Source organism: Pseudomonas sp. DCA-1, assembly GCF_046523955.1.
GTDB classification, from domain to species: Bacteria; Pseudomonadota; Gammaproteobacteria; order Pseudomonadales; family Pseudomonadaceae; genus Aquipseudomonas; species Aquipseudomonas putida_Y.
In genome coordinates this window covers 242,009-264,636 of sequence record NZ_CP169881.1, presented here as the reverse complement: position 1 = coordinate 264,636, position 22,628 = coordinate 242,009, and the positions used below count along the sequence as shown (strand labels likewise).

Annotated in this window: 28 protein-coding genes and 1 pseudogene; 19 read left to right on the top strand and 10 right to left on the bottom strand. The window is 55.0% G+C overall.

The features are described from left to right. Positions 1–172: 172 nt before the first annotated feature. The 5 genes and pseudogenes from ACE4QZ_RS01330 to ACE4QZ_RS01310 all read right to left on the bottom strand — a co-directional run. A complete protein-coding gene (locus ACE4QZ_RS01330; protein ID WP_410480320.1) occupies positions 173–310 on the bottom strand; it encodes a hypothetical protein in 138 nt (45 codons plus the stop codon). A gap of 172 nt (positions 311–482) precedes the next feature. After that, the gene (locus tag ACE4QZ_RS01325; protein WP_410480319.1) at positions 483–878 is read right to left on the bottom strand and encodes a hypothetical protein; all 396 of its coding nucleotides are present in this window, start codon (positions 876–878) and stop codon (positions 483–485) included. A gap of 758 nt (positions 879–1,636) precedes the next feature. Next, complete coding sequence (locus ACE4QZ_RS01320) at positions 1,637–2,131, bottom strand: hypothetical protein (RefSeq protein WP_410480318.1); 495 nt, start codon at positions 2,129–2,131, stop codon at positions 1,637–1,639. 374 nt (positions 2,132–2,505) lie between these two features. Continuing rightward, positions 2,506–2,934, bottom strand: coding sequence for a TetR family transcriptional regulator (locus ACE4QZ_RS01315; RefSeq protein ID WP_410480317.1), 429 nt, complete (start codon positions 2,932–2,934; stop codon positions 2,506–2,508). Then, positions 2,931–3,353, bottom strand: a pseudogene (locus tag ACE4QZ_RS01310) (integrase); the annotation flags it as partial. The pseudogene ACE4QZ_RS01310 and the gene ACE4QZ_RS01315, both read right to left, overlap by 4 nt. A 55-nt stretch (positions 3,354–3,408) precedes the next feature. Between ACE4QZ_RS01310 and ACE4QZ_RS01305 the strand changes: the two are divergent. After that, positions 3,409–4,437: an IS30-like element ISPsp7 family transposase gene (locus ACE4QZ_RS01305; protein WP_011911495.1), complete on the top strand. Its 1,029-nt coding sequence runs from the start codon at positions 3,409–3,411 to the stop codon at positions 4,435–4,437. 11 nt (positions 4,438–4,448) lie between these two features. Here ACE4QZ_RS01305 and ACE4QZ_RS01300 read toward each other — a convergent pair whose 3' ends face one another. From ACE4QZ_RS01300 to ACE4QZ_RS01290, 3 genes are read right to left on the bottom strand one after another with little or no spacing between them, the layout of a single operon-like run. Beyond that, entirely contained in the window at positions 4,449–5,945 is a 1,497-nt protein-coding gene (locus ACE4QZ_RS01300) for an integrase (protein WP_410480316.1), read from the bottom strand. Next, positions 5,942–7,624 (bottom strand): hypothetical protein, encoded by a 1,683-nt coding sequence (locus ACE4QZ_RS01295; RefSeq protein WP_410480315.1) that lies wholly within the window; start codon positions 7,622–7,624, stop codon positions 5,942–5,944. Before ACE4QZ_RS01295 ends, ACE4QZ_RS01300 begins: the two co-directional genes overlap by 4 nt. Further along, positions 7,624–8,772, bottom strand: a complete 1,149-nt coding sequence (locus ACE4QZ_RS01290; RefSeq protein WP_410480314.1) for a tyrosine-type recombinase/integrase — start codon at positions 8,770–8,772, stop codon at positions 7,624–7,626. The genes ACE4QZ_RS01295 and ACE4QZ_RS01290 overlap by 1 nt, the downstream gene beginning before the upstream one ends. Before the next feature lie 164 nt (positions 8,773–8,936). On the opposite strand from ACE4QZ_RS01290, the gene ACE4QZ_RS01285 reads away from it, so the two are divergent. From ACE4QZ_RS01285 to ACE4QZ_RS01200, 18 genes are all read left to right on the top strand, one after another. Next, complete coding sequence (locus tag ACE4QZ_RS01285) at positions 8,937–9,962, top strand: DNA cytosine methyltransferase (protein ID WP_410480313.1); 1,026 nt, start codon at positions 8,937–8,939, stop codon at positions 9,960–9,962. Between the two features lie 153 nt (positions 9,963–10,115). Beyond that, positions 10,116–10,274, top strand: coding sequence for a hypothetical protein (locus ACE4QZ_RS01280; protein ID WP_410480312.1), 159 nt, complete (start codon positions 10,116–10,118; stop codon positions 10,272–10,274). A gap of 102 nt (positions 10,275–10,376) precedes the next feature. Continuing rightward, positions 10,377–10,700 carry a hypothetical protein gene (locus ACE4QZ_RS01275; RefSeq protein ID WP_041925835.1) on the top strand — a complete coding sequence of 108 codons (324 nt, stop codon included), beginning with the start codon at positions 10,377–10,379 and terminating at the stop codon, positions 10,698–10,700. Between the two features lie 149 nt (positions 10,701–10,849). Continuing rightward, a complete protein-coding gene (locus ACE4QZ_RS01270) occupies positions 10,850–11,122 on the top strand; it encodes a hypothetical protein (RefSeq protein ID WP_064492235.1) in 273 nt (90 codons plus the stop codon). A gap of 382 nt (positions 11,123–11,504) precedes the next feature. Next, positions 11,505–11,981, top strand: coding sequence for a hypothetical protein (locus ACE4QZ_RS01265; protein WP_410480311.1), 477 nt, complete (start codon positions 11,505–11,507; stop codon positions 11,979–11,981). Between the two features lie 320 nt (positions 11,982–12,301). Next, complete coding sequence (locus ACE4QZ_RS01260; protein ID WP_137162096.1) at positions 12,302–12,550, top strand: hypothetical protein; 249 nt, start codon at positions 12,302–12,304, stop codon at positions 12,548–12,550. A gap of 148 nt (positions 12,551–12,698) precedes the next feature. Then, the gene (locus tag ACE4QZ_RS01255) at positions 12,699–12,938 is read left to right on the top strand and encodes a hypothetical protein (protein ID WP_410480310.1); all 240 of its coding nucleotides are present in this window, start codon (positions 12,699–12,701) and stop codon (positions 12,936–12,938) included. Positions 12,939–12,946: 8 nt separating this feature from the next. After that, positions 12,947–13,687, top strand: coding sequence for a hypothetical protein (locus tag ACE4QZ_RS01250; protein WP_410480309.1), 741 nt, complete (start codon positions 12,947–12,949; stop codon positions 13,685–13,687). Positions 13,688–13,689: 2 nt separating this feature from the next. Next, positions 13,690–13,950 carry a hypothetical protein gene (locus tag ACE4QZ_RS01245; protein ID WP_410480308.1) on the top strand — a complete coding sequence of 87 codons (261 nt, stop codon included), beginning with the start codon at positions 13,690–13,692 and terminating at the stop codon, positions 13,948–13,950. After that, entirely contained in the window at positions 13,947–14,888 is a 942-nt protein-coding gene (lepB, locus tag ACE4QZ_RS01240) for a signal peptidase I (RefSeq protein ID WP_410480307.1), read from the top strand. Before ACE4QZ_RS01245 ends, lepB begins: the two co-directional genes overlap by 4 nt. A 115-nt stretch (positions 14,889–15,003) precedes the next feature. Further along, the gene (locus tag ACE4QZ_RS01235) at positions 15,004–15,534 is read left to right on the top strand and encodes a hypothetical protein (RefSeq protein ID WP_410480306.1); all 531 of its coding nucleotides are present in this window, start codon (positions 15,004–15,006) and stop codon (positions 15,532–15,534) included. Positions 15,535–15,675: 141 nt separating this feature from the next. After that, the gene (locus ACE4QZ_RS01230) at positions 15,676–15,921 is read left to right on the top strand and encodes a hypothetical protein (RefSeq protein WP_135002420.1); all 246 of its coding nucleotides are present in this window, start codon (positions 15,676–15,678) and stop codon (positions 15,919–15,921) included. Then, entirely contained in the window at positions 15,922–16,542 is a 621-nt protein-coding gene (locus ACE4QZ_RS01225; protein ID WP_410480305.1) for a hypothetical protein, read from the top strand. Between the two features lie 111 nt (positions 16,543–16,653). After that, a complete protein-coding gene (locus ACE4QZ_RS01220; RefSeq protein ID WP_410480304.1) occupies positions 16,654–17,286 on the top strand; it encodes a hypothetical protein in 633 nt (210 codons plus the stop codon). A gap of 263 nt (positions 17,287–17,549) precedes the next feature. After that, entirely contained in the window at positions 17,550–17,984 is a 435-nt protein-coding gene (locus ACE4QZ_RS01215) for a hypothetical protein (RefSeq protein ID WP_410480303.1), read from the top strand. A gap of 10 nt (positions 17,985–17,994) precedes the next feature. Then, entirely contained in the window at positions 17,995–18,399 is a 405-nt protein-coding gene (locus ACE4QZ_RS01210; RefSeq protein ID WP_410480302.1) for a hypothetical protein, read from the top strand. Between the two features lie 350 nt (positions 18,400–18,749). After that, on the top strand, positions 18,750–19,544 hold the full coding sequence (locus ACE4QZ_RS01205; RefSeq protein WP_410480301.1) for a hypothetical protein: 795 nt from the start codon (positions 18,750–18,752) through the stop codon (positions 19,542–19,544). A gap of 5 nt (positions 19,545–19,549) precedes the next feature. Then, a complete protein-coding gene (locus ACE4QZ_RS01200; RefSeq protein WP_023383727.1) occupies positions 19,550–20,191 on the top strand; it encodes a helix-turn-helix domain-containing protein in 642 nt (213 codons plus the stop codon). 416 nt (positions 20,192–20,607) lie between these two features. Here the strand turns inward: ACE4QZ_RS01200 and ACE4QZ_RS01195 are convergent, their stop codons facing one another. Together ACE4QZ_RS01195 and ACE4QZ_RS01190 are read right to left on the bottom strand one after the other, a co-directional pair. After that, entirely contained in the window at positions 20,608–21,594 is a 987-nt protein-coding gene (locus ACE4QZ_RS01195; RefSeq protein ID WP_023383728.1) for a ParB/RepB/Spo0J family partition protein, read from the bottom strand. A gap of 152 nt (positions 21,595–21,746) precedes the next feature. Continuing rightward, positions 21,747–22,559 carry a hypothetical protein gene (locus ACE4QZ_RS01190; protein WP_023383729.1) on the bottom strand — a complete coding sequence of 271 codons (813 nt, stop codon included), beginning with the start codon at positions 22,557–22,559 and terminating at the stop codon, positions 21,747–21,749. Between the last annotated feature and the right edge of the window lie 69 nt (positions 22,560–22,628).

Genomic DNA, 22,628 nt, shown 5'->3' with positions numbered 1-22,628 from the left:
TCAGTTGGCTGTAAGGAACTGTAAAAAATAGCGCCCATGGCCCAGAACATCCCACGACTCTGGCTGTTGTCCGCTTGTGGTTCGTGATCCATACCAACCTCCTACTGCCAAGGAGTCATCAGCGTCGGCTCAGTAAGTGACTTCGCCGTGCCGGATTCTTTAACAACGCACATCAGACGGGTGTGGTCAGCGCTAACCCAGCCAGCACCAGTGCTTTGTAATTTTCAGCCTGCATTTGGTCCATTTGCTCGATCATGGCTTTAGTCACGGCCGCCGACGCTGGGGCTGTGGTCTCGGTTGCGTCAGGCATCGGTGATGCGCATCCTCAGCCGAGGCCATGAGTGCACCGCTAGGTAGGACGGCAGCTAGGACGATTTTTAGAATGTTTATGCATGATGAACTCCTGAGATTGTGATGGGATAAGCAGGAGTAACTGATGCGCGAAAAAGCAGCGCAGCAAGATGGAGCAACCGGTGTAGGTGTTAATCGTTGAAACGGACGAAAGTCAGGCGGACTGGGCCTTCCGGCGGGGCGGGGCGCTTCAGGGCAAGAGCGGCAAAGGAGGATTTTTCCTCGGGATTAAGCACCATTACTACTGCAGCAGTTAACAGCAAAAGGGTGGCCCACTGGATGGGGTCTAATGCTGGAGTCTGCAATGCAGGCTTTATCGCCGTGGCAGTGTCCCCACAGTGTTGAAGGCAACCACTGGTGTGGAGAACATGGCCATCCACCACATACTGCTCGGCATGGTGTGGCGCGGCGATATTGTGATTCGGTTGCACCAAGCAACCCTGGATTGCCATCACGGCCACAGCTAGCACCCATACCACGAGGGCGAGGTGCAATAGGCTTTGGCGGTGACGGCGGAACCAGTACATGAGGTACAACCTCGACTTTTACGTCGTATTGGTTTTCAGTCTAGCTAACAAAGCAATGGAGAGGTTGATTGGAATAAAATTAATGGTTGACTCGATGATCGAGGTAACGGCTCGCCTTGAATCGTCCTTGGTCATGGGCTGAGTTCGAGATTGGCATCGATACCCTACAGCTGCGCCGAGTGCAGGTCGTCTGGTGTGAATTGATGTGCTTTAACTTGCCATGAGCTTAAGGCTGACAATGCTGTCAAGGCCAGATAATCCGGTCGCTTGTGAAGGCTTCCCAGCAGTGCTAGCAAGGGGATGAGAGTAATGTCAAGATGTATTACCCGACGCTTGCCCCTTGCCCCTCGACGCGCTGGATAATTGACGGAAAGCCGCTCCCCCAAGGTGCCCGATTACATCGGCCTCTTTTAATTTTGCGATGTTGTTTTCACCGATGTGGTGCGTGGTTTCGTCGTTGTCGGCTTGGGAAATTGCGCTCGGTGAGCCGAGGCGCTGTACGGTCACAACACGTTGCTGTGCTTGATCCTGGCGTGTGCCAAACGCTCCAAGGCTAATACCAGCATATGGGGTACAGGATTGGCTTTAAGCCAGTCTCCTTTAGGCGCTTCAGCCGACGGGTTCCGTCTTCATTGACGTTCTCCAGCCGAAAAAGAGTCTTCAGCTTCGAGCCTTCTTCCAGGATCGCAATGAACTTGCCAATCTCGCATCCCGAGGGTACGTACTGAGTTCAAAGTGAAAAATCAAAAAGGCAATGGTCAGCGCCTTTCCGGTGGCTGCATGTCGATTTGGTGTTGGCGCTGCATCAGCTGATCGATCATCATTTGTTGCATCCCCATGTACCGATCCATCATGTACTGGTGCTGCTTCATCTGCTCCGGGGTCATCGCTGAGTACCGGTCCCCCATATCCTTCCAGCCTACCATCCCGCTTTTCGTCATTTGACGCCCCATCATCCCTCTGCCCCACAAGTCCCCCATCATTTCCATGCCGCGTTGCATCATCGCTTGATGCTCCTGCAAGAGTTTCTGACGCTCCTTGGGATCCTTGGCTTGTTGGATCTCGGTCATAAGCTCCTCCATCTTCTTCAGATGCTCTTGAGCCTGCACCATGTGCTTATCAAATTCATCGACATCGACGGCTTGTTGCTGTGCTAGGGGCATGGCGCTTTCTTCAGTGGCTTGCGCGGCCAATACCCAAGCGGGGGTGAGAGATAGGCCTATCAGGAACGCAGCTAGCTTTGTCAATTTCATGTCATGTTTCCGTCAATGGGCACGCCTAACTTAACCGCTCTTTGCGAAGGAACAGCACAACTCAAAATATAGTCCAGAGATCGTCTCTCAGGGCGATCTTGATCAAGAAGTCCGGGCCAAATGGTTGGCCCGATTTGAGCGCACCAACGATGATGTGCAACGCCATGGCATTCTTGGCGTCCACCGAACGTTCGCTGATTGATGGGCTGGGATAGGCGCTGCATTGAGGACGACCATCGATAATAGGTGGCCTTTTGTCTGGATACGCGACTTTAACAGGGGCACGTCGCCGCTTTCGAGGGAGTTAAGCTGCGTTATTCCAACGCCCAGGCCTTTCGGAGTAGCTCTTGAGGATTTGGTATGGAGAAATCGTGCTATCCATGCGGCTTTCTTGCAGCTAGATCAATTACGTTGTGATCGTTCATCTTAGCCTTGAGCACTCGAAGCTCGTCCAGCAGAACCTCATTGATCGACCCAAGGGCGGCAACTTTTGCCTGCAATTCCTCGATATTTTGACGGTAAACAGAGTTTTTTTTCCGTTCTTCAATCAAGTCCTGGTGCTTGACATCTCGCGCAGCACGACAGGAGCGTCCAATAACCTCTCGAATAGTCTCGGCGATTCCAGGGTAGTGGTTGTGGATCAGTGCCGTCGATACACCTGCCTCGCGGGCTACTGCAGCAATCGAAACCTTAGTTTCCCCAGTGTGAGCGCGGCCTTGCTGGATACGGTAGAGCGCGAGCCGCAGATCTTTCTCTCGATCCTCAGCCGGCTTGTATTTGGCGGTTACTTTTCCAGGCTTCATGCGTAGGTCTCTGGATCAATACCCAACTGGGCGAGTACGTCACGGCAGCGATTCAGGTCGCGGTCCACCCGCTGACGGCCTCCCTCTCCAATGCCTGGACAATGCAGGAGCCCCTTTAGATCCTCGTAGCATCGCTGGTAGATGGCCGCATGGTGAGGACCGATCACGGCATTGCTGCAGTTACTGCATCGGGTGCGCTCAAGGGTATTGCCAACGCAACCGTCATCGTCGGCCGTACACCAAGCATGGCCGTTGCTGCGAATCGCGGTGCTCTCTGCGATGGACTTCAGCATTGTGGCGCGATCTTTGTAGATGAGTAGGTTCTTCGGTTCCCGATGCCACTGTTTGATAGAGCGGCCATAGCCGCCGGCTAGGGGGGCGTCACTCAGCCAGCTATCGACGACTCCGAGCTTAATGTCGGCGGCGGCAAAAACTGAGTGCAACACCTGACCTTTCCGGTACGGTGCTGCCCCTATGTCTTATACCGAACTCAGCGTTGAAGAGCGCGCCACCATTCAAATCGGTCGTACCCAAGGCTTCAGCCTGCGCAGGATTGCCTGCTTGATCAACCGATCCCCTTCGACCATCAGCCGTGAGCTGCGCCGTAACCGAGGTGCTTGCGGTGGCTACTCGGCCCGCCTGGCCCAGCAGCAAATGCAGGCCCGCCGCCAGGTTTGTCGACCGATGCGAAAACTGTTGCCGGGTAGCGAGCGCTTCGAACTGGTGACCCATATGCTGCGTGAGCGTTTGTCTCCCGAGCAGATTGCCGGCAAGCTGCGCAGCATGAACATACCCAACCTGCGAGATGCCTACGTCTGTCGCGAGACGATCTACAACGCGATCTATGCCCTGCCAGTGGGTGAGCTGCGTAAGGAGCTGATCATCTGTCTGCGCCAAGGCAAGACGACGCGCCGGCCGCGCTCTGGTGGCGTGGATCGGCGCGGCCAGATCCCCGAGATGGTCAGTATTCATGTGCGCCCGCCGGAGATTGAAGACAGGCTGATGCCGGGGCATTGGGAAGGCGACCTCATCAAGGGTAAGGCCAACGCCTCGTCCGTCGGTACGCTGGTGGAACGCACCAGTGGCTACCTGATGTTGGTGAAGATGAACGACGCGACGGCGACTTCGGCGCTGGAAGGCTTCAGCGCCGCGCTCAATAGCATGCCGCTGGAGATGCGCAAGAGCATGACTTACGACCAGGGCCGGGAGATGGCGCGACACGCCGAGATCACCCAAAGAACCGGCGTGGCGATCTACTTCTGCGACCCGCACAGCCCCTGGCAGCGCGGCAGCAACGAAAACATCAACGGCCTGATTCGCCAGTACTTGCCCAAGGGCACAGACCTGTCGGTACATAGCCAGGAGGAGCTGGACGCCATTGCGCTGCAACTGAACATGCGACCGCGCAAGCGCTTCGACTTCAAATGCCCCATCGAGGTGATGGGAGAGGTCATGCAAAATGCCATGGCAATGCGGCATGATGCTCCGGTTTCAATTCAATAACCGTGTTGCACTCAGCTCCTGCAACCGCCGTCTTTAAGTTCCGCCTGAGTCTCATCGAACAGTTCAAGATCCAGATGTTGCCCCCAATTCTCATCCATGGCATATAGCAAAGTCATGTCTATCGACCAGTGCGCGTAGTGCTCCTTGAGGTAGCGCAGGTCACCGAAACGACTGTGCGCAACGTAATTGGCGAACTTGCGCCGGAACTGGTGGCTGGTAAGATCCCAGCTTAGTCCGCAATTTTTAGCGAATGCCTTAAGCTCTTTATTCCAATTGGTGTTAGAGACCGTGCGAACCTCTTTGTCCTTCTTCGACACTATGCCGATAAAGAGGGCTTGACGGTGTTTGTATGCCTCAACGATTTCCGGATCGTGTGGATTGGTTCGGCGACGCTCCACGATCTCCTCGTCAATCATGGTCTGGTAGGGAGCGGCCCAACGTTCCATCAGGTGCAGGGCTTGCACGCCGGCCTCAGGGATCATCCAGTCATGGATGCCTACATCGGTTTTTTGCGATCGTGAGCGCATCCAGTGGTAGCTAGTGCCCTCATCGTCCTGGGTTTGGTGGTACGCTCCCTTCTGCACATAAGCCAGTTCATGGTTGCGGCAGCCAGAGGTGCTGGCCAGTACGATATAAGAGGATATACGTAGGTTGTTGACTGCCTTAAGGAATTCCCTCAGACCGTCTTTCCAACCAAGACTCTCCAGCTTGCGATTCTTGGCCAATCGAATAGCTTTGCGGCACTGGTACTTACACTGAGCCGAAAAAGCATTTAGCTCGTCGCGTATGTCAAGCAAATAGTTGCCACATTCAACCTGATGATAGGCTCGTTCGAACAATATGCAGAACACGTCATCTGGAATCAGCGGCGTCTTTCTACTTTGCAGATAGTAGTTAGCGCTTTGGGCCGTCAGACCAGCCATCGCTGTCGAGGAGGTCTCGGGCCAGGGATGCTCTGGTATGGGGTCATCAGTGTACTGACTGAGTTCATACAGCGCTTCAACTGCGCTGAAACGGAATTGCAGCGCCCCCTGCGCCAGTGGTTTACCTTGGTTGCGGCCTGTCTGCACGTGGGCTTTGCAGGCTGCTACATAAGTCGCACATACCATGGGTGTCACCGCGCCTAGATGGTCTAGGTTTAGAGCTTCAAGGTGGCGCAGGAATGGAAGCGCGGCGGTATAGCATTTAAGTACCCCTCCACCCTTGGGCCGACCGCCTCCACGGCGTCCACTGTGCAGGTAACGGTAAAGGATCGCCTTCATTACCGCCCTGAACGCCCGGGGCAAAGTATGAAACGCTAGCTGTTTTCTGTTGGTTTGTACGTTGCTATTTAAGCCGTCGAGTTCCCAGATGTCGTCTCCATAGCGGCTAATGATCACCCACTGCCCATCGACATGAGTAGCCTTAATGATGAGGGCGTCGCGCTCGGATTCAGGTAGACCACGTACCTCGCTAGGCTGGGCAGTGTGGGTGGACCAAGTTAACTCTCTCTGTGCGTAGCCGCTCATGTGAAAACCTCCAGGCTGTCGAGTAAGTCAACCGACCAGAACGGATGCGGCTGGGCACGCGCCCGCTCACGGGCAGCGTCTACGTCAGCGCTCTTGAAGGTGCCACGCCGCAACCCCTCGGTAACGATGTAGTGGTCAATCAGGCGGGGTATATGAGCGTAGTCCCGTGCCCAGCGCCGCTTGTCCATACGTGAGCGTTCGCTCAGCACGCGGTAGTAGTAACTGAACACCTTGTGTAAGTCTTCCGCAGTCACGGCGTAGTGTTTACAGCGCAAGCAGTTCATGAAGTTTGTACAAGTCGCGCCATTCCCATTTTTCGGGGCGTACTGGCCGTTTATTGGATCAGCGCATTGGCCTACCGGGGTGTCCTTGTAGCTCGCACCGATAGTTTGGGTGAGTAGCTCTCGAACCAGTAGCTCGCCCATGAACTGCCAGTTGTGCCGGGCATCGGAGTCTGGCGCCAGGTAGTTTTGGTCGGCGACCCGTAAGGTATTACCGAGGGCCGCTGCGGTGATTGCCAAGTTGCCGCCGGATAATTCGAAGATGCGGTTGGCGAAGGTCTTTCGCAGGCGCGAGACGTTGATACGCAGCGGCTCTCCTGCACTATCGCGCAGCCTATAATCGGTTACGAGGCGGCTCACCGCCTCATACAGCGCCCCTACACTCAGTGAGGTGACTTTACCCGCATCTTTTCCCCCACGGGGACGATACAACCATACGCGACCTTTTAAATCGTCAGGGGCTTCTGCATCTAGTGGTCTTGTCAGGGCTTCAACGCGTCGGATCAGACGTTCTACATTAGTGTGCACACACGGTGTGGATTCGAGAAGACGTTCTCCGCATGGATCGGAGCGCAGTGCCACTTTGATAGTGTTGTAACCGCGACGCTTCCACAGAACCAGAAAAACAGTGTTGTCCTTAGGGTGCGGGCGGAGGCAGTTGCGGTCCATTTCCAGCAAGGGCGTTGTATTGCTTCCCGTATGCAGCGCCACGACCAGCAGGGCGAAAGCTAGTAGATCGCTGGTTAAAATTACATCCTCGTTCCAAATCGGTTTGATTGCTTCCCTGAGTGCCACACTAAATGCTTGCCGTTCGTGCTTGGACAGGGCGGTCTCGCCTACGGCCTTGTGGTTAGAATACGGAAATGGGTTTGTCGGGAAGGTGGCTGCATCGCCGAAGTTGATCAGGTCAAAAAAACCACGCTGCCCTAGGGGGACAAGTACGCTTTTGGTGGCTGTGTAGCAGCACTTTTGACTAGTTTTCTTATAATCTAACCCAGCCAGATATATGAGATATCCGTCAATCAAGTCCCGGTTAATATTTTTCAGGGTGAGAACACTTGCCGCCGCCGTCGCGCGCAACGAGCAATAATCGAGAAAACTGCGTAGACCACTTAGGCAGTAACTAGTTATCGTCTGGATTGATACAACGCGATCCTGACCTGCGAGGAAGCGCTCGATCTGGCGTTGGCAGGCATGGGTAATGGTATCTATGCCAGCGCCGTACCAGCGGGAAAAGTTGAAACTCCGGCAGTTAGATGGGCTTCGCTCGAACTCTACCGTAGTACCCGATAGGGGAAAGGCATCAGGCAGAATAACCGTTTTCCCACCATCGTCGCGGCAGTGTTCAACTCCTGGAATGCCGATATCTGTTTTGGCAAAAATCTTGCGCTTACCCATTAACTCACTCCTGCCATTGTGCTCAGCTCGTCGTCATAGGCCAGTACCGCCTCGTCTGCCATTTCGTTAACCAGATGTAGGTATACCATGGTCGTCTGAATTGATGCGTGGCCGAGCTGTCGTTGAACGAAAACCAGCGGGTCCAGGCCGCTCGCTGGGGTGCGCTGTAAACTGACCAAGGTATGGGTGGCATAGGTATGCCGGAGCAAGTGCGTATGGGCCTTGATCCCCACCCGCTCACCGGCGCTCCTGATGATCCGATTAAGGCTTTTCCCTTCCTCCCCGTAGGTTTCTCCGGAACGGTTGAGAAATAGCGCCTTCTGCGGGGTCTTGCTCAGTGAAGCGCGCTCGCCACGCACTTTCGTCTGATAATTATAGAGTTCTGTCATGAGTTGACAGCTGACGTAAATTGCTCGCGGCTTGCTGCCTTTGGTCACCATGCCACTGCCGTCGAACGGATCCAGATAAATGCGGATGTTGCGTTCGGTCCTTCCTGCCTTTTCTGGACTGAATACGTAGGCCAACGGGAAGGCGGCGATCTCCTCGCGGCGTAGGCCAGTATGTAGTGCAAAGCGCATCATCATTCGGTGATGGGGATTATCTGCTGAAGCCAGAAGTGCCTTAACCTCAGCCATGCTCAGATACTTGGGTAGAGCTTTAGATTTACGCGGCATCACATCATTTGCACTGGCCTTGCCGCCACTCGTGTCGAGATGCGCGAGTAGGCCTTTGTCACGATTCACGGTGCGCTCTTCGTAATTGAATGGGAGGCGGCTTACCCATCCATTCTTATGCGCGAATTCATAGAACTTGCAGATGTAATGTAGGCGCTGACGAATGGTGTTCGGCGACAACTCACAGGCAATCAAGCAGTAATCCCGATAGGCCGCCGTTAGGCATTTAGCCTCGCCACGATCAACATCGCGCCAGTCCAGGTCATGAGCCTGGAGGAAGCTAAAGAAGTCGTACATGGCGCGCCCGGTACTGGGCCAAGATCGCTTAGAGCCAATGGCCCCGCGTAGCAGGTAGCTGCGAAGGAATAGATTGGCCGGGACGCAGCTCTCCATCGTGTCGCAGAGGAGGATGGGAAACCCTGCATATGGTCGCCCAGCGATGACGAAGTCTTCGGTCGCCCACAAAAGCTCCATCCTCCGTTCCCCCTCTGACCAGGCACCCAATCCCTATGCCTGCTCTGACAGAGCTAGGGAATCAGACCGACCCTCAAGGACCATCTCCAAGGATGGCTCGTGATGATCTGTATCTAATGTAGCCGAGATCTAACCTTTGCAAGGTGCCGGAACACTCGGGGTTGATGCGTTCGGGTGTTGGGTCATTCATTCAAGTTGGTGTTGAGATTGAGGGTGAGTATCTTGACTGCTCAATGCGAAATAATACTGAGCTATGGACTGAAGACTCAATCGCAATTGAATCTGACGTTCGTGATGTATGGTTGGGAGATAATACCCCTCAGTGTGATGTACTCATCGCCGGAGTGCCCTGCCTGGGAGCGAGTAGAGCGGGCCGCAGCCGGTTGAAGCTTGAGCATGCCGAATGCCATGACGGTGCTGGCGCACTATTCGTGGACTATCTGAATTGGTTGCGGCACGTAAATCCATGCGTTGCAATCCTTGAAAATGTTGGAGAGTACGCGAATACAGCATCAATGGCCGTGATACGCAGCGTGTTTAGCCACCTAGGGTATAAAGTTCATGAGGCTATTCTTGATGGCTGGGACTTTGGAACGCTAGAGCGTCGTAAGCGTTTGGTTGTAGTGGCGATGACCCCGGGCATTGGCGATAGTTTCTCATTCGAAAATCTTAAGCAAAACAGAGTTCGTGAATCCTGTATCAACGACATTCTGGATGAGGTTCCGCTCGATGATCCATCCTGGAAGGACTATGAGTATCTTGCCAAGAAGGAAGCGCGTGATATTGCACATGGCAAGGGGTTCATACGTCAACTTTTGACAGGCGAAGAAGATGGTTGCGGGGTTCTCAGTCGCGGCTACAAGCGCGGCCGTTCAACTGAGCCATACCTGCTACATCCAGAGAATCCGGCGCTGAGCAGGTTATTCACCAAGGCCGAGCATGAAAGACTAAAAGGAATGCCAGCCGGAATTACCGATGGTGTTTCGGAAACTACTGGCCATCAGATTTGCGGCCAAAGCGTCAGCTTTCCGAAATTTGTCTCAGTTGGCGAGGAAGTGGGTAGGTCTCTGATGGCATCACGCAATAATATAGTCAACTTCCCCATTCGGTCTACTCATGCCCGCAAGGATGAGTCGGCAGGTGCGGATTTAGACAAACTCCAAACTGGATCATTGGCTTTGCTGATCTGATCGGTTAATTTTTCGCTTCAAATGCAACACGTACCCGGTTCGCTTATGCGAATCGGGTTTTTCTTTGCTCGCTGAAATTGTTTCAGTCGCTTGATGGCGCTCAGCTAATTTGCTATACATGAGTTACTAGTTTTCCCAGAGAGGGGCAAGCACATGAAAGCTATCACCTTCACTTCTGAATTTCTGAGCGCTGCTAAGCAGGCACCTCGCATCTATTTTGCGCCTGTGATTGGTGCCTATAAGGCCATCAAGGCTGAAATGGCTAAGGCCGGCGGCGGCGACCGCTCATCCAAGACCAATCCCAAGCACTGATCTTCACATTGAACCCGCCGATCGAGCGGGTTTTTTGTGCCTGTGGATTACTGGTTTCTGTGGAGCATCCCCTTGGAGCAAGTTAACTTTAAGGGGGCCATCATGCTTCTCGCAATCAACGATCCTGCTGTTCAATCCGCTTTGATAAATGCATTTGCTGCTGTAACCAGTACCGTCCTGGCTGCGGCCTCGGCCGCTCTGATCGGAAAGAAATTTTCGGACCGAAAAAAACTGGAGCAGTCCTTGGAGCTGTGTCAGAAGGACGTCGAATTCTTACTCCAGGTGGAGGCAGAGCATGTCGAGCTCCACAAGGAGCGGGGTGACAAATCTAACAAGCTGAAGGTCCGCGAGCGCGTGAGGGATCTTGGCTTCTCGTTCTCAGGCAAATTCACACCAGGTCGGCTGCGGCAGGCCCGGCAGAGCTGATCGAGATGTTCCACCCAGCCAGGTTATGCCTGGCTTTTTCGTGCCTGCCGATTACACCCCCGCGTTACGCATCTCCAGGGGCTAGGTCTACCGCAAGAAGGCCTATGGGATTTCTCAACGACCGCCCCAGGTCCTTTCAGGAGTAACAGATGTCGAAAACGCACAACAAAAAACCTTGGTGGAACCCGATCGCACACTTCGCAGCTCATGGCTTCGTCGGTACTGTCATATTTTTCATCATCATGGTGCCAGCAGTTCTGCTCAACCATTTGGTCCACTACCTTGCTGATTTTGGTATTAGCAAGTTCACGCTGGATATATTGACGCTACTTGAACAAGCCCTTGTTTTGGCTGACGCAAGTCTCTTCTTTATATTTATCTGCATTGGCGCATATCGCGCAGTCAAGGAGTTTGCTGAATGAATCAAACATTTGGGTCTGAGTTCGCTAATGCTGCAAGGCAAGCACCACGTATCTTCTTCGCACCCTTGATGGGAGCTGTAGCTGCCATCAAAAGTGAGTTCAGACGCGTAAAGTACGGTGCAAACCAAACCAGCAAGCCGCTGCAATCCAAATAAACGCTCAGCAGAGCTACCTATAAAGTAACGCTAAATCCGACCCACCATCCTAGATGGTGGGTCTTTTTTTGGTTCTGATTTTCGGTGCCGCCGTGTCCTCCCAGGCGCTGCTTGCGGGCAATGGGCGGCAAGAGGCTGGCAGATTTGCATCGACTCTATAGCCGTATGCGTACGCGTTATGTATTCTTGTGCCTGGTAATTTCTTGGAACCGATAGGAGCGTTCAATTTGGCCAACACACTCGAATTCGAGGTCGGCGCCGGCTACGAGGTGGCCAACCCACCCAAGCTTGCTGTTGGTGACGATCAGCCCCACCAGCTCTCTCGTTTTTTCACTGTGCTGGCCACCGACGAGCACGGGGTGTCGGTGTATGACGGCTGGTACGGTGAGGGCTTTTCGAGCTTGCATCTCCCGCATGATGTCCTTGCGCAGCTTGACGTGACGAGGCTGCCGTCCCGAGGTGAGGCCGGAGCTGCGGACTTGGCCAACGCTATCGCTACCTCAGCCGCCGCCGCCATCGAGCGCCGTGACCAGGTGAAGGAGCACGGTGCTGCTGAGCAAAGCGTGCACGCCTCGCAACGATTCTTCGTGCAGTTCTTCTCCGGCCAGATCAGGGGGCTCGCCTCCAAAGGGCTGATAAACCCGGACCTAGCAGTTCAGATGATCAGCCTGTCGACCGGGGTGGAGCTTGCTGTAGGTGAATAGTCGAGGGCGATTCTTCTCTCTGCGCATCGCTATAGCTGCCGTTGCCACTATCTGCGCTGTTGCTGCTGTCGGCCTGATCCTGTTCAAACCTTGGGCCCAGCGTGGCTTCGAGATAGCAGCAGCTAAACCGGTGGGTCGGTACTGCCTGATCAAGCCAGGTGAGCACCGGACCCATTGCGAGGGCGAGGATACCGGCCCCAGGGACCCAGTATTAGCAGCCATCAAAACCATGTCTCAACAAGGGGGGCGGCCGTGATGCCACCTCTCGCTAGTAACATCGTACTACCTGTTCTGTATCCAACCCAACCTGAGGAACCGCTATGACAATCACTACCGACATGCTCGCTCGTATCGCCGTTGTGGTGCTGGCCGTGATCATTTCGATCGCTATCAAGCGCCGCAAAGCTCTTTTCACTGTGAAAAACGCCTCTGGCCCTGAGCAGGTCCAGGCCATTCAGGGCTTTGCTGACCGCTCGCTGCGCGATGTCAATATCCTGATCTGGCTGTGCTCGGCCCTCTGCGCAGCCGCACTGGCCGTGTGTTTCTACTCGATCTTCATCCCGCTGTAAGCCAATCCTTGTCGATGGCCAAGGCCTCGGTTCATATCTGTGAACTGAGGCCTTTTTTGTGGCGGCATCATGACATCGAATGGCTAGCAGTATCTCGATTCCTCTAGTATTATGCGTACGTGTTATCAATTAAATCTAGGAGCTTGAGATGCAGCAAATCCAATTCTGGGCCATGCGGACATTGAACATTGTTGGCCAAGTGCCGGCAGCCATGGCACTCGCGGCATTCGTGTTTGTGTGGGCAAAGATTGGCCACATCACCCCCACACTCGCTTTCGTGCTGATCGCGGTCCTGGTGATGGCAGTGCTCTTCGTACAGCTGATGAAAATGGCCGATCGTAAAAAAGCCAAAGCTGAGCAGGCTCGTGCTGGCACCGGTCTGCGCTGAGCTGCACCATGTCTGCCAGCCTGACGCAAATCACTCGGTGCCGTCCGTATGTGCGAAGCCTGATCGATACCGGCTTCTACAGCGAGATTCCGATGCATCGCGGGGGGGTTGAGCGCGTGGAGCTCGCAAGTGGCTATACCGTGGAGCTGAGCCTTTCAGGGGATGTATTTAGTGGCTCTGCGGTGTGTGAAGGGCGACTGGTTACAGCCTGGCTCCTATTGAAGTCAGAGGCTGTACCGGTCGCTATCCTAGACGGGGTTTTGTTGTCCAGTGGAGAGGGGCAGCGATACTCCTTGGCTGATGCTTGCGATCTTGTCAGCGAGGCCGTCCATGCGCTGGTTCAGGAGCTGGTCAGGACCTGCCATCAGGACTTCGCGGCTGTGCTGGAAGCTGGCAGCGTATTTGTTATAACCCGTCTTGAAGTTCGCGATAAATTTAGGTCGTCAGAACTGAGTCAGTCTATCGTCGAAGTTTCATGTACCTGGCTTCGTTCGAAATGCCGGTTGGCGCTTCTTACCCTGCAGCCGTTTCCTCTCCAATACGAAAATACTGCACCCGTTCTAGGCAGCCGGCATTACGAGCCATACTGGCGAGCCCTTAGTGCGGACGTGGAAAAGCTCTCTTCATATTACAGCTATCACTTTGATTGTATCGCTGCGTCACTTGAGTCAACTCTGTTGATCAAGCCGCTGAGCGGATACAAATGCGCGTTAAGCCGGGCAGGGTGGTCGTTCATAGCCGCGGAGTAGTTATGCTCGCTAGACAGAAGCAGCCTCAAGGCGTGAAGTACAATATCCAACTCCTCATGAACGGATGGGTGGTTGCAGCGCTCTTGTGGACGGTTGGATCCTTAATTGAATTCTTCCTTGGGAAGTTCGAAGTCATCCCTGCCTACAGCTACGGCCTCTGGGTCAAGGTGGTTGGCTGGGCAGTGGGCGGTATATTTTTTGCTCTGTTCTTAAGCCGCTTGGCTATCTATCGTTACCATAAAAAGAAGGGCAAATACTTATGAGCCTGTTTTTGATCGGAGTTGGCTTGACGGTAGCTGCTCCGGCGCTCTGTCTCAAAAAGTATCAGGCCCATGGGCCAGCCTGGATTTACTCCCTAGGGTGCGCCGCCGCGGTGCTTGGCCCATACATTTTGCTTTGCACATTTCTGGACATGGCGACATTGCTCGCGACTGCAGCAGTCCTTGGCCTGCCGTTCTGGATCTATGAACGGTATCGGGGAGCTAGAGGCCGGCATCACTACACGCAAGGCGTGGTGGCCTTTCTTGTGGAGTTGACGCCTGTTGCCGTTTTCCTGCTCCTATTCCGATCCTTTGTCGCCGAACCATACCTTGTTCCGTCGTCATCGATGCGCCCCACGCTTGGGGTGGGGAGTGTCGTTGTAGTCGATAAGTTCACCTACGGGATGAGATTGCCATTCGTTCCGAAGCCAATCACGCGAGGTCGACCCCCGAAATTTGGCGATGTTCTGGTTTTCCGATTCCCACTCGATCCGTCTAAGCCTTACATCAAGCGTGTGATGGGGGTCCCAGGCGACCACATCACTTATCAAGGCGGTGTATTGGCCATTAATAATGCACCGGCGGTACATGGGGGCGAGAAGCCATATGCTTACGAAGATGAAGCTAGCGGGAAGCTCAAGCAGGTCGTTTATGCGCTGGAGAATATTCACGACTTACAAATCGGCACGATCAAAGACCCTGGTATCAGTGACTTCGGTGTAAGTTCTGATTTTCCTGCTATTCCCGGTTGTGAGAGAAATGTGTCAGGCTTGGCATGTACTGTTCCTGCCGGTTCTTATTTCGTACTGGGTGACAATCGACCCAATAGCTTGGACAGCCGTTACTGGGGATTTGTCGCGGAAAAGGAAATCATAGGTCGTGCCATTCTTGATCTTGATTTCACTAGCGGCAAATTGGATATAAGCCGAGTAACTCGCTGATTCGCAACCAAGGAGCGCCTGTCATGGACCGACGCAAGAATACAACGCCGTGTTTCTCATTACCTGCTTGTAAGGCAACGCAAGGCCTTGCACCCACCTTTCAGGAGAGAAACGCATGAACTTCCATGACACAGCAATCAAATACGCCCAACTCGCAGCAGCTGCAGTCGATTCCCGCGGTCACCTTCTGCACCAGGTAGGGTCGTACCCTGCAGGAACGGTACGTGACGCTGAGCTCGCTGAGCTTGAGCAAGCGTATCGATCGACAGTCATCGCCGAGGTGGTGAGCTCCAGTGAACTGAAGGCCACGGCCCACGTAGTGTTGTCCCAGGACGACGACGAGTCTGGTGCGGATGCAGAGGTGATCGGTATCTGCTTTGACTCCGCTTCGGCAGAAGGTCTTGCCGACGAGGCTGCATCCGAAATGGCTGAACGCATCAATCAGTTGCTGGCCAATGACATGGGCGCCGATTTCGAACCTGTATCGGTCACGCAGACTGGCCAGGAGCGTATCGTCTCCAATTCCAATGTCGGTATTCTGGGTGCTATACGCATCAAGACTGCTTCGGTAAGCATCGCGGGGAACGGTTTCGGACTGCATACCGTTACCTCGCCAATCATCCCGCATGGGATGGCCAGTTTGTAAACCAGCTGTATACCCGGGCCAAGTGCCCGGGTTTTTTTTCGCTCGGAAGTATGGGTTCCATGGGGGGCGCACGTGCCGTTGTGCTGATCTATGCTCTTCCAGTATTATCAGTACACGTTACGTATCGATAGGGCACTAGTTATGGATAGCCGTTCCTCACACTCTCTGATCATTCGCGTCGTGGTTGCTCTTGTCGTCGTGGTCATGGGCCTGCTGGCTACCATGGCTGTTGGCGCCGGCCTGGTGGAGATCTCCCCCAAGCTGATTTTCAAGGGCGTATTCCTTTGCCTTGTCGGTGGAGCACTGCTCCTCATCATTCGCGCCTATGTGGCCGCTCCTGTGGAGCTGGATGACCAGGCTGCTGCAGATGCTAACGGAAGCAAATAGATGTTCGACCTTCATGAAGGGGGCAGCAGTCCCGAGGCGTCATCCAATATGAGCTCTCGCAATCTCTTTTTCGAATCGGCGGATAGGGGTTTGAGCAATGTTGCCTGGGCCCAGCTGATGGACCAGTTCCGCGACGAGCAGGGCTGGGCGGATACCCGGCTTAGCAAAGAAATTGGCATCAGCATCTCCATGATCCGCCAATGCCGAGTGCACATGCGCCCCTTGCCGCCTCCAGCGCGCATACGCACGCTGGGCGCGATGGGTGTGGAGGTGACCTTGTCGACTCTGCTCGCAGCATTGCCAGAGCCAATTCGAGAGGCAGTGGAGGCGGCCAATCAACAGTCACAGGTGGTCCGCGAGACATTGGTGTACGGTTTCTTCGATCGCCTGGACGCCGGCGGATCACCAGACCTGGTCAGTGGCTTCTTCGATGGTTTGGCAGCGATATCGGGGCTGAGTGATAGTGAGCAAGCGTCCCGTATCGGCCTGTCCCTGGAGGATTTCATTCTGATCCGCACAGGGCGTAGACCCATCCCGTTTCGTGTCAAGATGGCTATCTCTGGTGCCTACACGACCAAGGAGCTTGGTCCCCTGATCCTATCGCTGCTGCCCGCGGCCTAGTAAAGGGCGAATATTTACAGAATCCTCTAACGCCAAAATTATACATACGTGTTATGCTTCAGAACGATTCTGGCGTTTGTCGCCAGGCCGGTGCATTTTCTGGAGGTGTCCATGGCGGCTCACATTACTGCTCCAACCAAGTTCCTTTGTGGGCATCTTGATCTGTTCAGCTTTTCCTCTCCAGGGATGGGCCGGCGTAGGCAGGATCGCCTCTACGCCAACAGCACTCTCTGCGGGGATTGCAGCGCCCATATCCGCGACCTGGTGAAGCCCCAAGCAAAGGGCTTCTATCAGATCAGCTTGCCCCAGCTGGTGGGCCACACTCGTGCAGTTTCCTGGGCCAATTCGCTCCGCCTGAGCCATATACGCTCTCTCGGTCCGATCATGGCTCACCTGAAGGGCAGTACTGATCCAGTGGCAGTTGCGGCGTTGGCCGTCTTCGTGATGCTCTTCAAGATCACTGACGCTCAATACTGGATCGGTAGCAAGGAGCATCCCTTTGGCGCTGGCCACTGGGTGGTTTCGGAGATCGAGCATTTGATGCGCAAGCGAGACCTTTCCATGCACGAGAACTCCCGATCGGCCTATTGCTACTGGAAGGCAATCAATCCCGCAGTCATCCACCAAGCCCGGCAGGAAGCGTCTGCGCTTTTGTCCTCGACTCCAGTGTCGACGCGGGAATCGCCGGCAGTTCAGCCATCCCAAGCACAATCCACAGCGAGCAGCACTTCGGTGTTCCTCTGATCGGTGTCTCAGGTGAATTCGTGCAAGTAGAGAACTCAATAGCGCACGAAGACGCAGCTGAGCTTCCTGTGCCAGCTCCAGCCGACATCCCTTGCTGCGCGGTAATAAAGGGGGCGGTTCAATGCGCTGGATATGGTTTCCTGGCGAGCGAGGGCGCCATCGTTGGCCATAACGAGATGACCCCTTGCCCTGCGTGCAATACGGTGTTGTTTCTGGCCAACGCGAAGAACCAGGCCTCCGCGCCAGGCGCAGCCGGGAGCGACATGGCAACAGAACAGATCTGGCTGGATGCGCTCCGCGTGGCTCATCGGGAGAACCCCGGTGGCGTGCACGCGGCCTTGGAAGAGGTCGGTGAGGTGCATGTCAGGGTACTGGGGCCTGATCGATCGACCACCGTCGTTCGTACTTACAACGCTCCCTACCAGCTCAGTGAGACAGAGCTCGATGATGCGGCCGTCGACGCCATCGCGCTCAGCATGAAGGTGAAGATGGCCAGGAGCCGGGCGAAAGGCCGTGCTGGCTGGAATGAAGGCGATACATGCCCCGCTGATTTCCTATCGAGAGAACTGCGCGAGCACGTCGAGAAAGGAGACCCGCTCGATGTCGCTATCTACGCGATGATGTTGCACCTACGCGGGGAGGTCATCTCTCCAGCAGATTGTGCCACTCACGCATCAACCCAAAACGACCCTGTTTGAGTAAGCCCCCATGATTAGACTGACAAAACTGGCCATCCTCGCCATCGCGGCGTTCAGCGCGTGCAGTGCCTCTGCTGTCGAGCTTGTGCTTTCTTCCAATGCCAATGAAATCCCTCAGGATCTGGTCAAGAAGACGATTTCATCGCACTTGCCAGAGCAGATTGTGAAGTTGGATGGCGGCTACAAGCTTTACGCCTACCTGGAAACGGCCGACTATCAACCAGGTGAGCGGCTTTTCAGCTATTCGGTGCAGCTCCACAAGCGCGTGGTGGAGGCGGGCACAGGCAAGGTCTACTGGGTTAGCACAGGCGGCGTCAGAGGCCACGGTGTAGCCGTTTCTCAGGATACGATCCTCGGCAACCTAGGAAGTGACCTCGTGGCTGGCGCCAGTTCTTTCAAGCTCGATCAGATGTAATGCCCGGTTTACGTTCACAAAATAGATGACATATCAGGCCCCGTATGATCGGCGCCTGGTCATTTTTTTTGTGAAGCGGGGCGGCGTTTCACAGAAAAGTTGCACTCCTACCCATCGCCCACAGCTGTTGACGATCCTTGCGAGAGCCTGGGTGTCCATGGGCTTCCGCTGCCGGCCGTTTCAGCGGTACTCCAGCTGCACCCCGAAAATAGGCCAGCCCCAGCCGTAGGGGAAACCCTGGCAGCTCATTCATTCAGCGTGACAATTAAATCCAAGGCGATACTATGCGTGTACGCGTACGCGTTATGTATCAAAAAAGCCTAATGAAGCTGTCAGCGTTGGAGCCCGATATGACTGCGAAACGACCATTGCTTTTGTCTCTGTCAGGGGTGTTCTCACTGTCCCTGGTCTCTGCTGACTCGTTCAGTTTCAATCTTGTGCCAGACCCGCCTTCGAGCGAACTGCCTACGTACCTGGCTGCATCTGCGGGGGCCCTTTTCCTCCTCGGCGCTTGGTACTGGTTCAACCGGTCCAGAACCACGGCACAAGTGGCAGAACTGCGGATCCAGCGCCAGCTTCAGGCGCTTGAGAAACTGGAGACCCAGGTTGGCCGAGCGGAACAAGTACTGTCCTTGAAGTGTGAATACATGACGCACCAGGTGCGCACTGAGCTTCAAGATGCCCTGTACGCCATCACTACAGACACCATCCGGAACATGGGTGGGCTGCGCCGGCGGGAACTCATGACCGACAAGCAGTTCCGCAAATTGATGGCGCGGTCTGATGAGTTTTTCAAAAGCCTGGAGAAAGCGCAGGCCAGTGAGGTCACGATAAATCTGGACGATGATGTGCCACTACTCATGCCAGATCGGGGCAATCCTCTACCAAAGCCGGTACCTCAAAAGCGTCCTGATGCCCCCCTGACACTTCAAGCTCCTACGGCAACTGCGGCAGCGAGTATCCCGATTCCGGTGAAGCCGCGGCCGAAGGGCGCCAATGCTGACGCAGGGGAGTCGGATGGGGTGCCGGCACTGGCGGTTACGTCAGCTCTCGTTCTGGGTGGTGGTCTGCTCTCCAGCAATGGGCTGTTCCTGGGTGATGATGATGCCCAAGAGTCAGATCAGAACGACTCCCTGGATGATTGAGGCTTATGGATACCTCCACGTCCGCACCTGGCATCGAAGTATCGGCTGTCAGGCGCATCGCTGACTCCAGCATGCAGGGCATTACCCGGGACAACCGCCCATCGAAGCCTTCTGATGCCGGCTGGCGCGTTCGACTGATGAAGGATGGGAAGTTTGTCGCCGATCGCCATTTTCGCGACTTGGCCTACCACGGCCGTTCCCGCGCAAAGCGAGCAGCGCAATGCTATCGCGACGACATGGCCACTGAGCACCAGATCCAGTTCACCCAAACCGTGCACACTGATCTTGCCCTCCAGCGCCATGCAGCAGGCCTGACTCAGGCAGCTATAGCCTCGATGCTGTCCGTGTCACCCGGGCTGGTATCGAAATGGGAGAAAGGGGGCCATATACCGGCTGCAGCTCGATCGCTCTTCCAGGCTGCAGTGCAAGGTGAGCTGGTCGGCGACGCACCGAGCCTGGCCGGTGCAGACATCAGGCGCATCAGGGCCGAGGTTCTAGGGTGGACACAAACACAACTGGCCGATGCACTGGGATGGGCGTACGCCGCAGTAGGCTATTGGGAAAGAGGGCAGCGGCGGATTCCAGGTTGGGTCCAGGTGTACATGCAGGCGATCGATGAGGGCCGTGTCAGTGGCAAGCAGTATTGAGGTTGGTAGCACTTCAACAATTGACGGAGCGATCAGCCGGTGGCGGCAGGTGAGGCCTTTGCACCTTCGCCTCCCGATCGTCTTTTCAGATGGTACTCAATTGGCCCGCTTCGCAGTCGACTGCGGCCAATGCCGGCGTAGTTTGAACGGAGAGTTGGTGAGGGGGGAGGTCACACCTCAGCCGGGCGATCGCTTCGAGCTGGCTGGGCTTGCTGCCTGTGAGGCATGCGCATCGTTCACTCGATTCACGATCATGTGCACGGGCTCATCCGGTTCGGTGCAGCTTGAGTGGTCAGCTTTCGGGGAAATGAAGCGGCACGAGGTGCATACAACTTGGAGGACGAGGTTGAAGGCCATTTTCCGGTAGGCAAAAAAAAGCCCCTACATCGAGTGTAGGGGCAGCCTGGAAGGCATGGTTATTCCTCAGTGTCTTTGAGGTCGAGCTGTTGCTCAGTAGACGGGTTCACGTTCAGTTTTTCCTCTTCCTCTTCCGCCAGGCGGAATTGCTGCAGGATCTCCTCAAGCTTCTGTTGATTCTCCGGGCTCAACTGCGAATAGCCCTTATCCTGTCTAATGTTTTCGATGGCTGTTTTCATCGTTGGAGCTGCTTGGGTAATTGCCTTCTTGATGACCTTGCCTGGAACAAACCTTGGCCTGAGCTTTTCGGTTTTGCCGCCTGCAGCAGCTGAGCGGGCAAGGCCTTGCTCGATCACTTGCAGAGCTTTGGGGCCATGCTCTTGAAGGATCTGAACAGCCAGCGTGAAGGAAACCACTCCGTCGCGGACGTAGTTCCTGATCTCGATAGGTCCGTTGATCATCAAGAGGTAGTCCGAAACCTGGGCGGGCCAGAGATTCAGTTTTTTGGCGATCGCGGAATGGTCATCGGGATGGAAGCGGGTCATGCGTTTGCAAACAACTGCTGTTGCATATGGGCTAAGCGGTGAACCATTGTTGCTGAGCACAAGGTCTGCAGTCATGTCCTCTTCGGAACAATCATCTGCAGCAATGATGCAAGGGACGGTCGGGATGCTTTCACCTTCGGCGACCAATTCCATCGTGGCTTCAAGACGCTGATGGCCACGCTTCAGACAAATTGACTGCTCTCCATTCTCATCGCGACGGATGATGACCGAGAGAGCCGAGTCTTTCTTGAATCCGTTGTCCTTGATGGATTGCTTCAGTTTCTGAACGTTGGCCAAGTAGTCAGCATTTCGCTCTCTTACGTTGTACCCCGGGATGACCTGGATAGTACCTGGCGCTATGTTCCAGAGGTCGCCTGCGGTGAACCGCTTCTTGCCATCACCCTTTTCCATCGCTTTTTTGATGTTGCCAGTGGTGATGATCATGCGGAAATCCAGATCCAACTGGTGTTCGCTGCTGCTGTTTTCGACGGTTGTGGTCATGGCGGTGCCCTCCTGAAGGGTCAGAAATCGTTGAACTTGCTAAGAGAGATGACTGACACCTGCGCATAACCCAGATTTGCCGACACCAGCCATTCGGACAGGGTATCTATCTGTCCGGCGCGGCAATATTACATAACGCGTACGCATACGCGCTAGGTATTATTTAGTGTATTTTGTCCTTCGACTACCCAGATTGTCGAGCGCTGCCCAGCATCGAGGTGCCCCGAGGCAGTGACTCCGTCGACGAGGGATAGCTTGATGCCGACTGAGCTGCGGACGGCTGCTTCCAGTTGGTCAAAGCCGGGCTCAGCCTGGTAGGGTGACATGGCCACCGCGATTGCCCCCGTCACCATCAACAACTCGCAACCAGCACTACGGGTGTTTGCTCCGACGCGTGTAATAGTCAGGTCTCGAATTCCACCATCGGTAATCGCGAGCCCCAGAGCTTCAGGACCTTGCTCGATGACGCACAGAGCCGCAGTGACCAAGCCTCCCAGTTCAGCGGTTGACCGGCTAGCGTCGACCGAAATGATTTTCCGGAATGTAGCGGTGAACCCTGGCCAGGTGTCAGGAGGGGACATCTTCCCGTGTTTTGATGACCAGACTGGATGATGGCTGACCAAGACCCTTGTCACGTCATGGTCGAGGCTGTCCGCAAACGACCAGTGCTGGTCGGCGCCCTCACGAACCTTCGCAACTTGCCACTGGGAGCGGAACGCCCACAGCTCAAGGGAGGACGATTCGTCGATCTGGTAGAAATCACATTTGCTTTGAGCGTGGGTCAGCGCTGGCGCCATCACGGCATCACCATGCCATTCGAACTGATCGAGGTTTTTCAGTCTCTGATTCCCGTGCCAATACGAAAGCTCGACAGTGACCTGGGAGAACCACTTAACCGCTGAGGTGCTGCCGGCCGGCAGGTGGGCGGGAGAAGAAATGCCTTGCTGGGGCTGGCTCGTGAGCATGGTTGATCCTTCATGGTTTTAGCGCGTGAATAATACATGAACACATACGCCGTCTGTATCTAAAAGCAA

Excerpts from the sequence above, each read along its gene's own strand:
- ACE4QZ_RS01215 (WP_410480303.1), top strand. The coding sequence starts at position 17,550 with ATGGCAACAGAACAGATCTGGCTGGATGCGCTCCGCGTGGCTCATCGG.
- ACE4QZ_RS01225 (WP_410480305.1), top strand. The coding sequence starts at position 15,922 with ATGTTCGACCTTCATGAAGGGGGCAGCAGTCCCGAGGCGTCATCCAAT.
- ACE4QZ_RS01330 (WP_410480320.1), bottom strand. The coding sequence starts at position 310 with ATGCCTGACGCAACCGAGACCACAGCCCCAGCGTCGGCGGCCGTGACT.
- ACE4QZ_RS01195 (WP_023383728.1), bottom strand. The coding sequence starts at position 21,594 with ATGACCACAACCGTCGAAAACAGCAGCAGCGAACACCAGTTGGATCTG.
- ACE4QZ_RS01210 (WP_410480302.1), top strand. The coding sequence starts at position 17,995 with ATGATTAGACTGACAAAACTGGCCATCCTCGCCATCGCGGCGTTCAGC.
- ACE4QZ_RS01205 (WP_410480301.1), top strand. The coding sequence starts at position 18,750 with ATGACTGCGAAACGACCATTGCTTTTGTCTCTGTCAGGGGTGTTCTCA.
- ACE4QZ_RS01200 (WP_023383727.1), top strand. The coding sequence starts at position 19,550 with ATGGATACCTCCACGTCCGCACCTGGCATCGAAGTATCGGCTGTCAGG.
- ACE4QZ_RS01320 (WP_410480318.1), bottom strand. The coding sequence starts at position 2,131 with ATGAAATTGACAAAGCTAGCTGCGTTCCTGATAGGCCTATCTCTCACC.
- ACE4QZ_RS01250 (WP_410480309.1), top strand. The coding sequence starts at position 12,947 with ATGTCTGCCAGCCTGACGCAAATCACTCGGTGCCGTCCGTATGTGCGA.
- ACE4QZ_RS01275 (WP_041925835.1), top strand. The coding sequence starts at position 10,377 with ATGCTTCTCGCAATCAACGATCCTGCTGTTCAATCCGCTTTGATAAAT.
- lepB (WP_410480307.1), top strand. The coding sequence starts at position 13,947 with ATGAGCCTGTTTTTGATCGGAGTTGGCTTGACGGTAGCTGCTCCGGCG.
- ACE4QZ_RS01220 (WP_410480304.1), top strand. The coding sequence starts at position 16,654 with ATGGCGGCTCACATTACTGCTCCAACCAAGTTCCTTTGTGGGCATCTT.
- ACE4QZ_RS01285 (WP_410480313.1), top strand. The coding sequence starts at position 8,937 with ATGCGTTCGGGTGTTGGGTCATTCATTCAAGTTGGTGTTGAGATTGAG.
- ACE4QZ_RS01295 (WP_410480315.1), bottom strand. The coding sequence starts at position 7,624 with ATGGGTAAGCGCAAGATTTTTGCCAAAACAGATATCGGCATTCCAGGA.
- ACE4QZ_RS01280 (WP_410480312.1), top strand. The coding sequence starts at position 10,116 with ATGAAAGCTATCACCTTCACTTCTGAATTTCTGAGCGCTGCTAAGCAG.
- ACE4QZ_RS01190 (WP_023383729.1), bottom strand. The coding sequence starts at position 22,559 with ATGCTCACGAGCCAGCCCCAGCAAGGCATTTCTTCTCCCGCCCACCTG.
- ACE4QZ_RS01315 (WP_410480317.1), bottom strand. The coding sequence starts at position 2,934 with ATGAAGCCTGGAAAAGTAACCGCCAAATACAAGCCGGCTGAGGATCGA.
- ACE4QZ_RS01245 (WP_410480308.1), top strand. The coding sequence starts at position 13,690 with ATGCTCGCTAGACAGAAGCAGCCTCAAGGCGTGAAGTACAATATCCAA.
- ACE4QZ_RS01230 (WP_135002420.1), top strand. The coding sequence starts at position 15,676 with ATGGATAGCCGTTCCTCACACTCTCTGATCATTCGCGTCGTGGTTGCT.
- ACE4QZ_RS01325 (WP_410480319.1), bottom strand. The coding sequence starts at position 878 with ATGTACTGGTTCCGCCGTCACCGCCAAAGCCTATTGCACCTCGCCCTC.
- ACE4QZ_RS01300 (WP_410480316.1), bottom strand. The coding sequence starts at position 5,945 with ATGAGCGGCTACGCACAGAGAGAGTTAACTTGGTCCACCCACACTGCC.
- ACE4QZ_RS01305 (WP_011911495.1), top strand. The coding sequence starts at position 3,409 with ATGTCTTATACCGAACTCAGCGTTGAAGAGCGCGCCACCATTCAAATC.
- ACE4QZ_RS01260 (WP_137162096.1), top strand. The coding sequence starts at position 12,302 with ATGACAATCACTACCGACATGCTCGCTCGTATCGCCGTTGTGGTGCTG.
- ACE4QZ_RS01235 (WP_410480306.1), top strand. The coding sequence starts at position 15,004 with ATGAACTTCCATGACACAGCAATCAAATACGCCCAACTCGCAGCAGCT.
- ACE4QZ_RS01255 (WP_410480310.1), top strand. The coding sequence starts at position 12,699 with ATGCAGCAAATCCAATTCTGGGCCATGCGGACATTGAACATTGTTGGC.
- ACE4QZ_RS01270 (WP_064492235.1), top strand. The coding sequence starts at position 10,850 with ATGTCGAAAACGCACAACAAAAAACCTTGGTGGAACCCGATCGCACAC.
- ACE4QZ_RS01290 (WP_410480314.1), bottom strand. The coding sequence starts at position 8,772 with ATGGAGCTTTTGTGGGCGACCGAAGACTTCGTCATCGCTGGGCGACCA.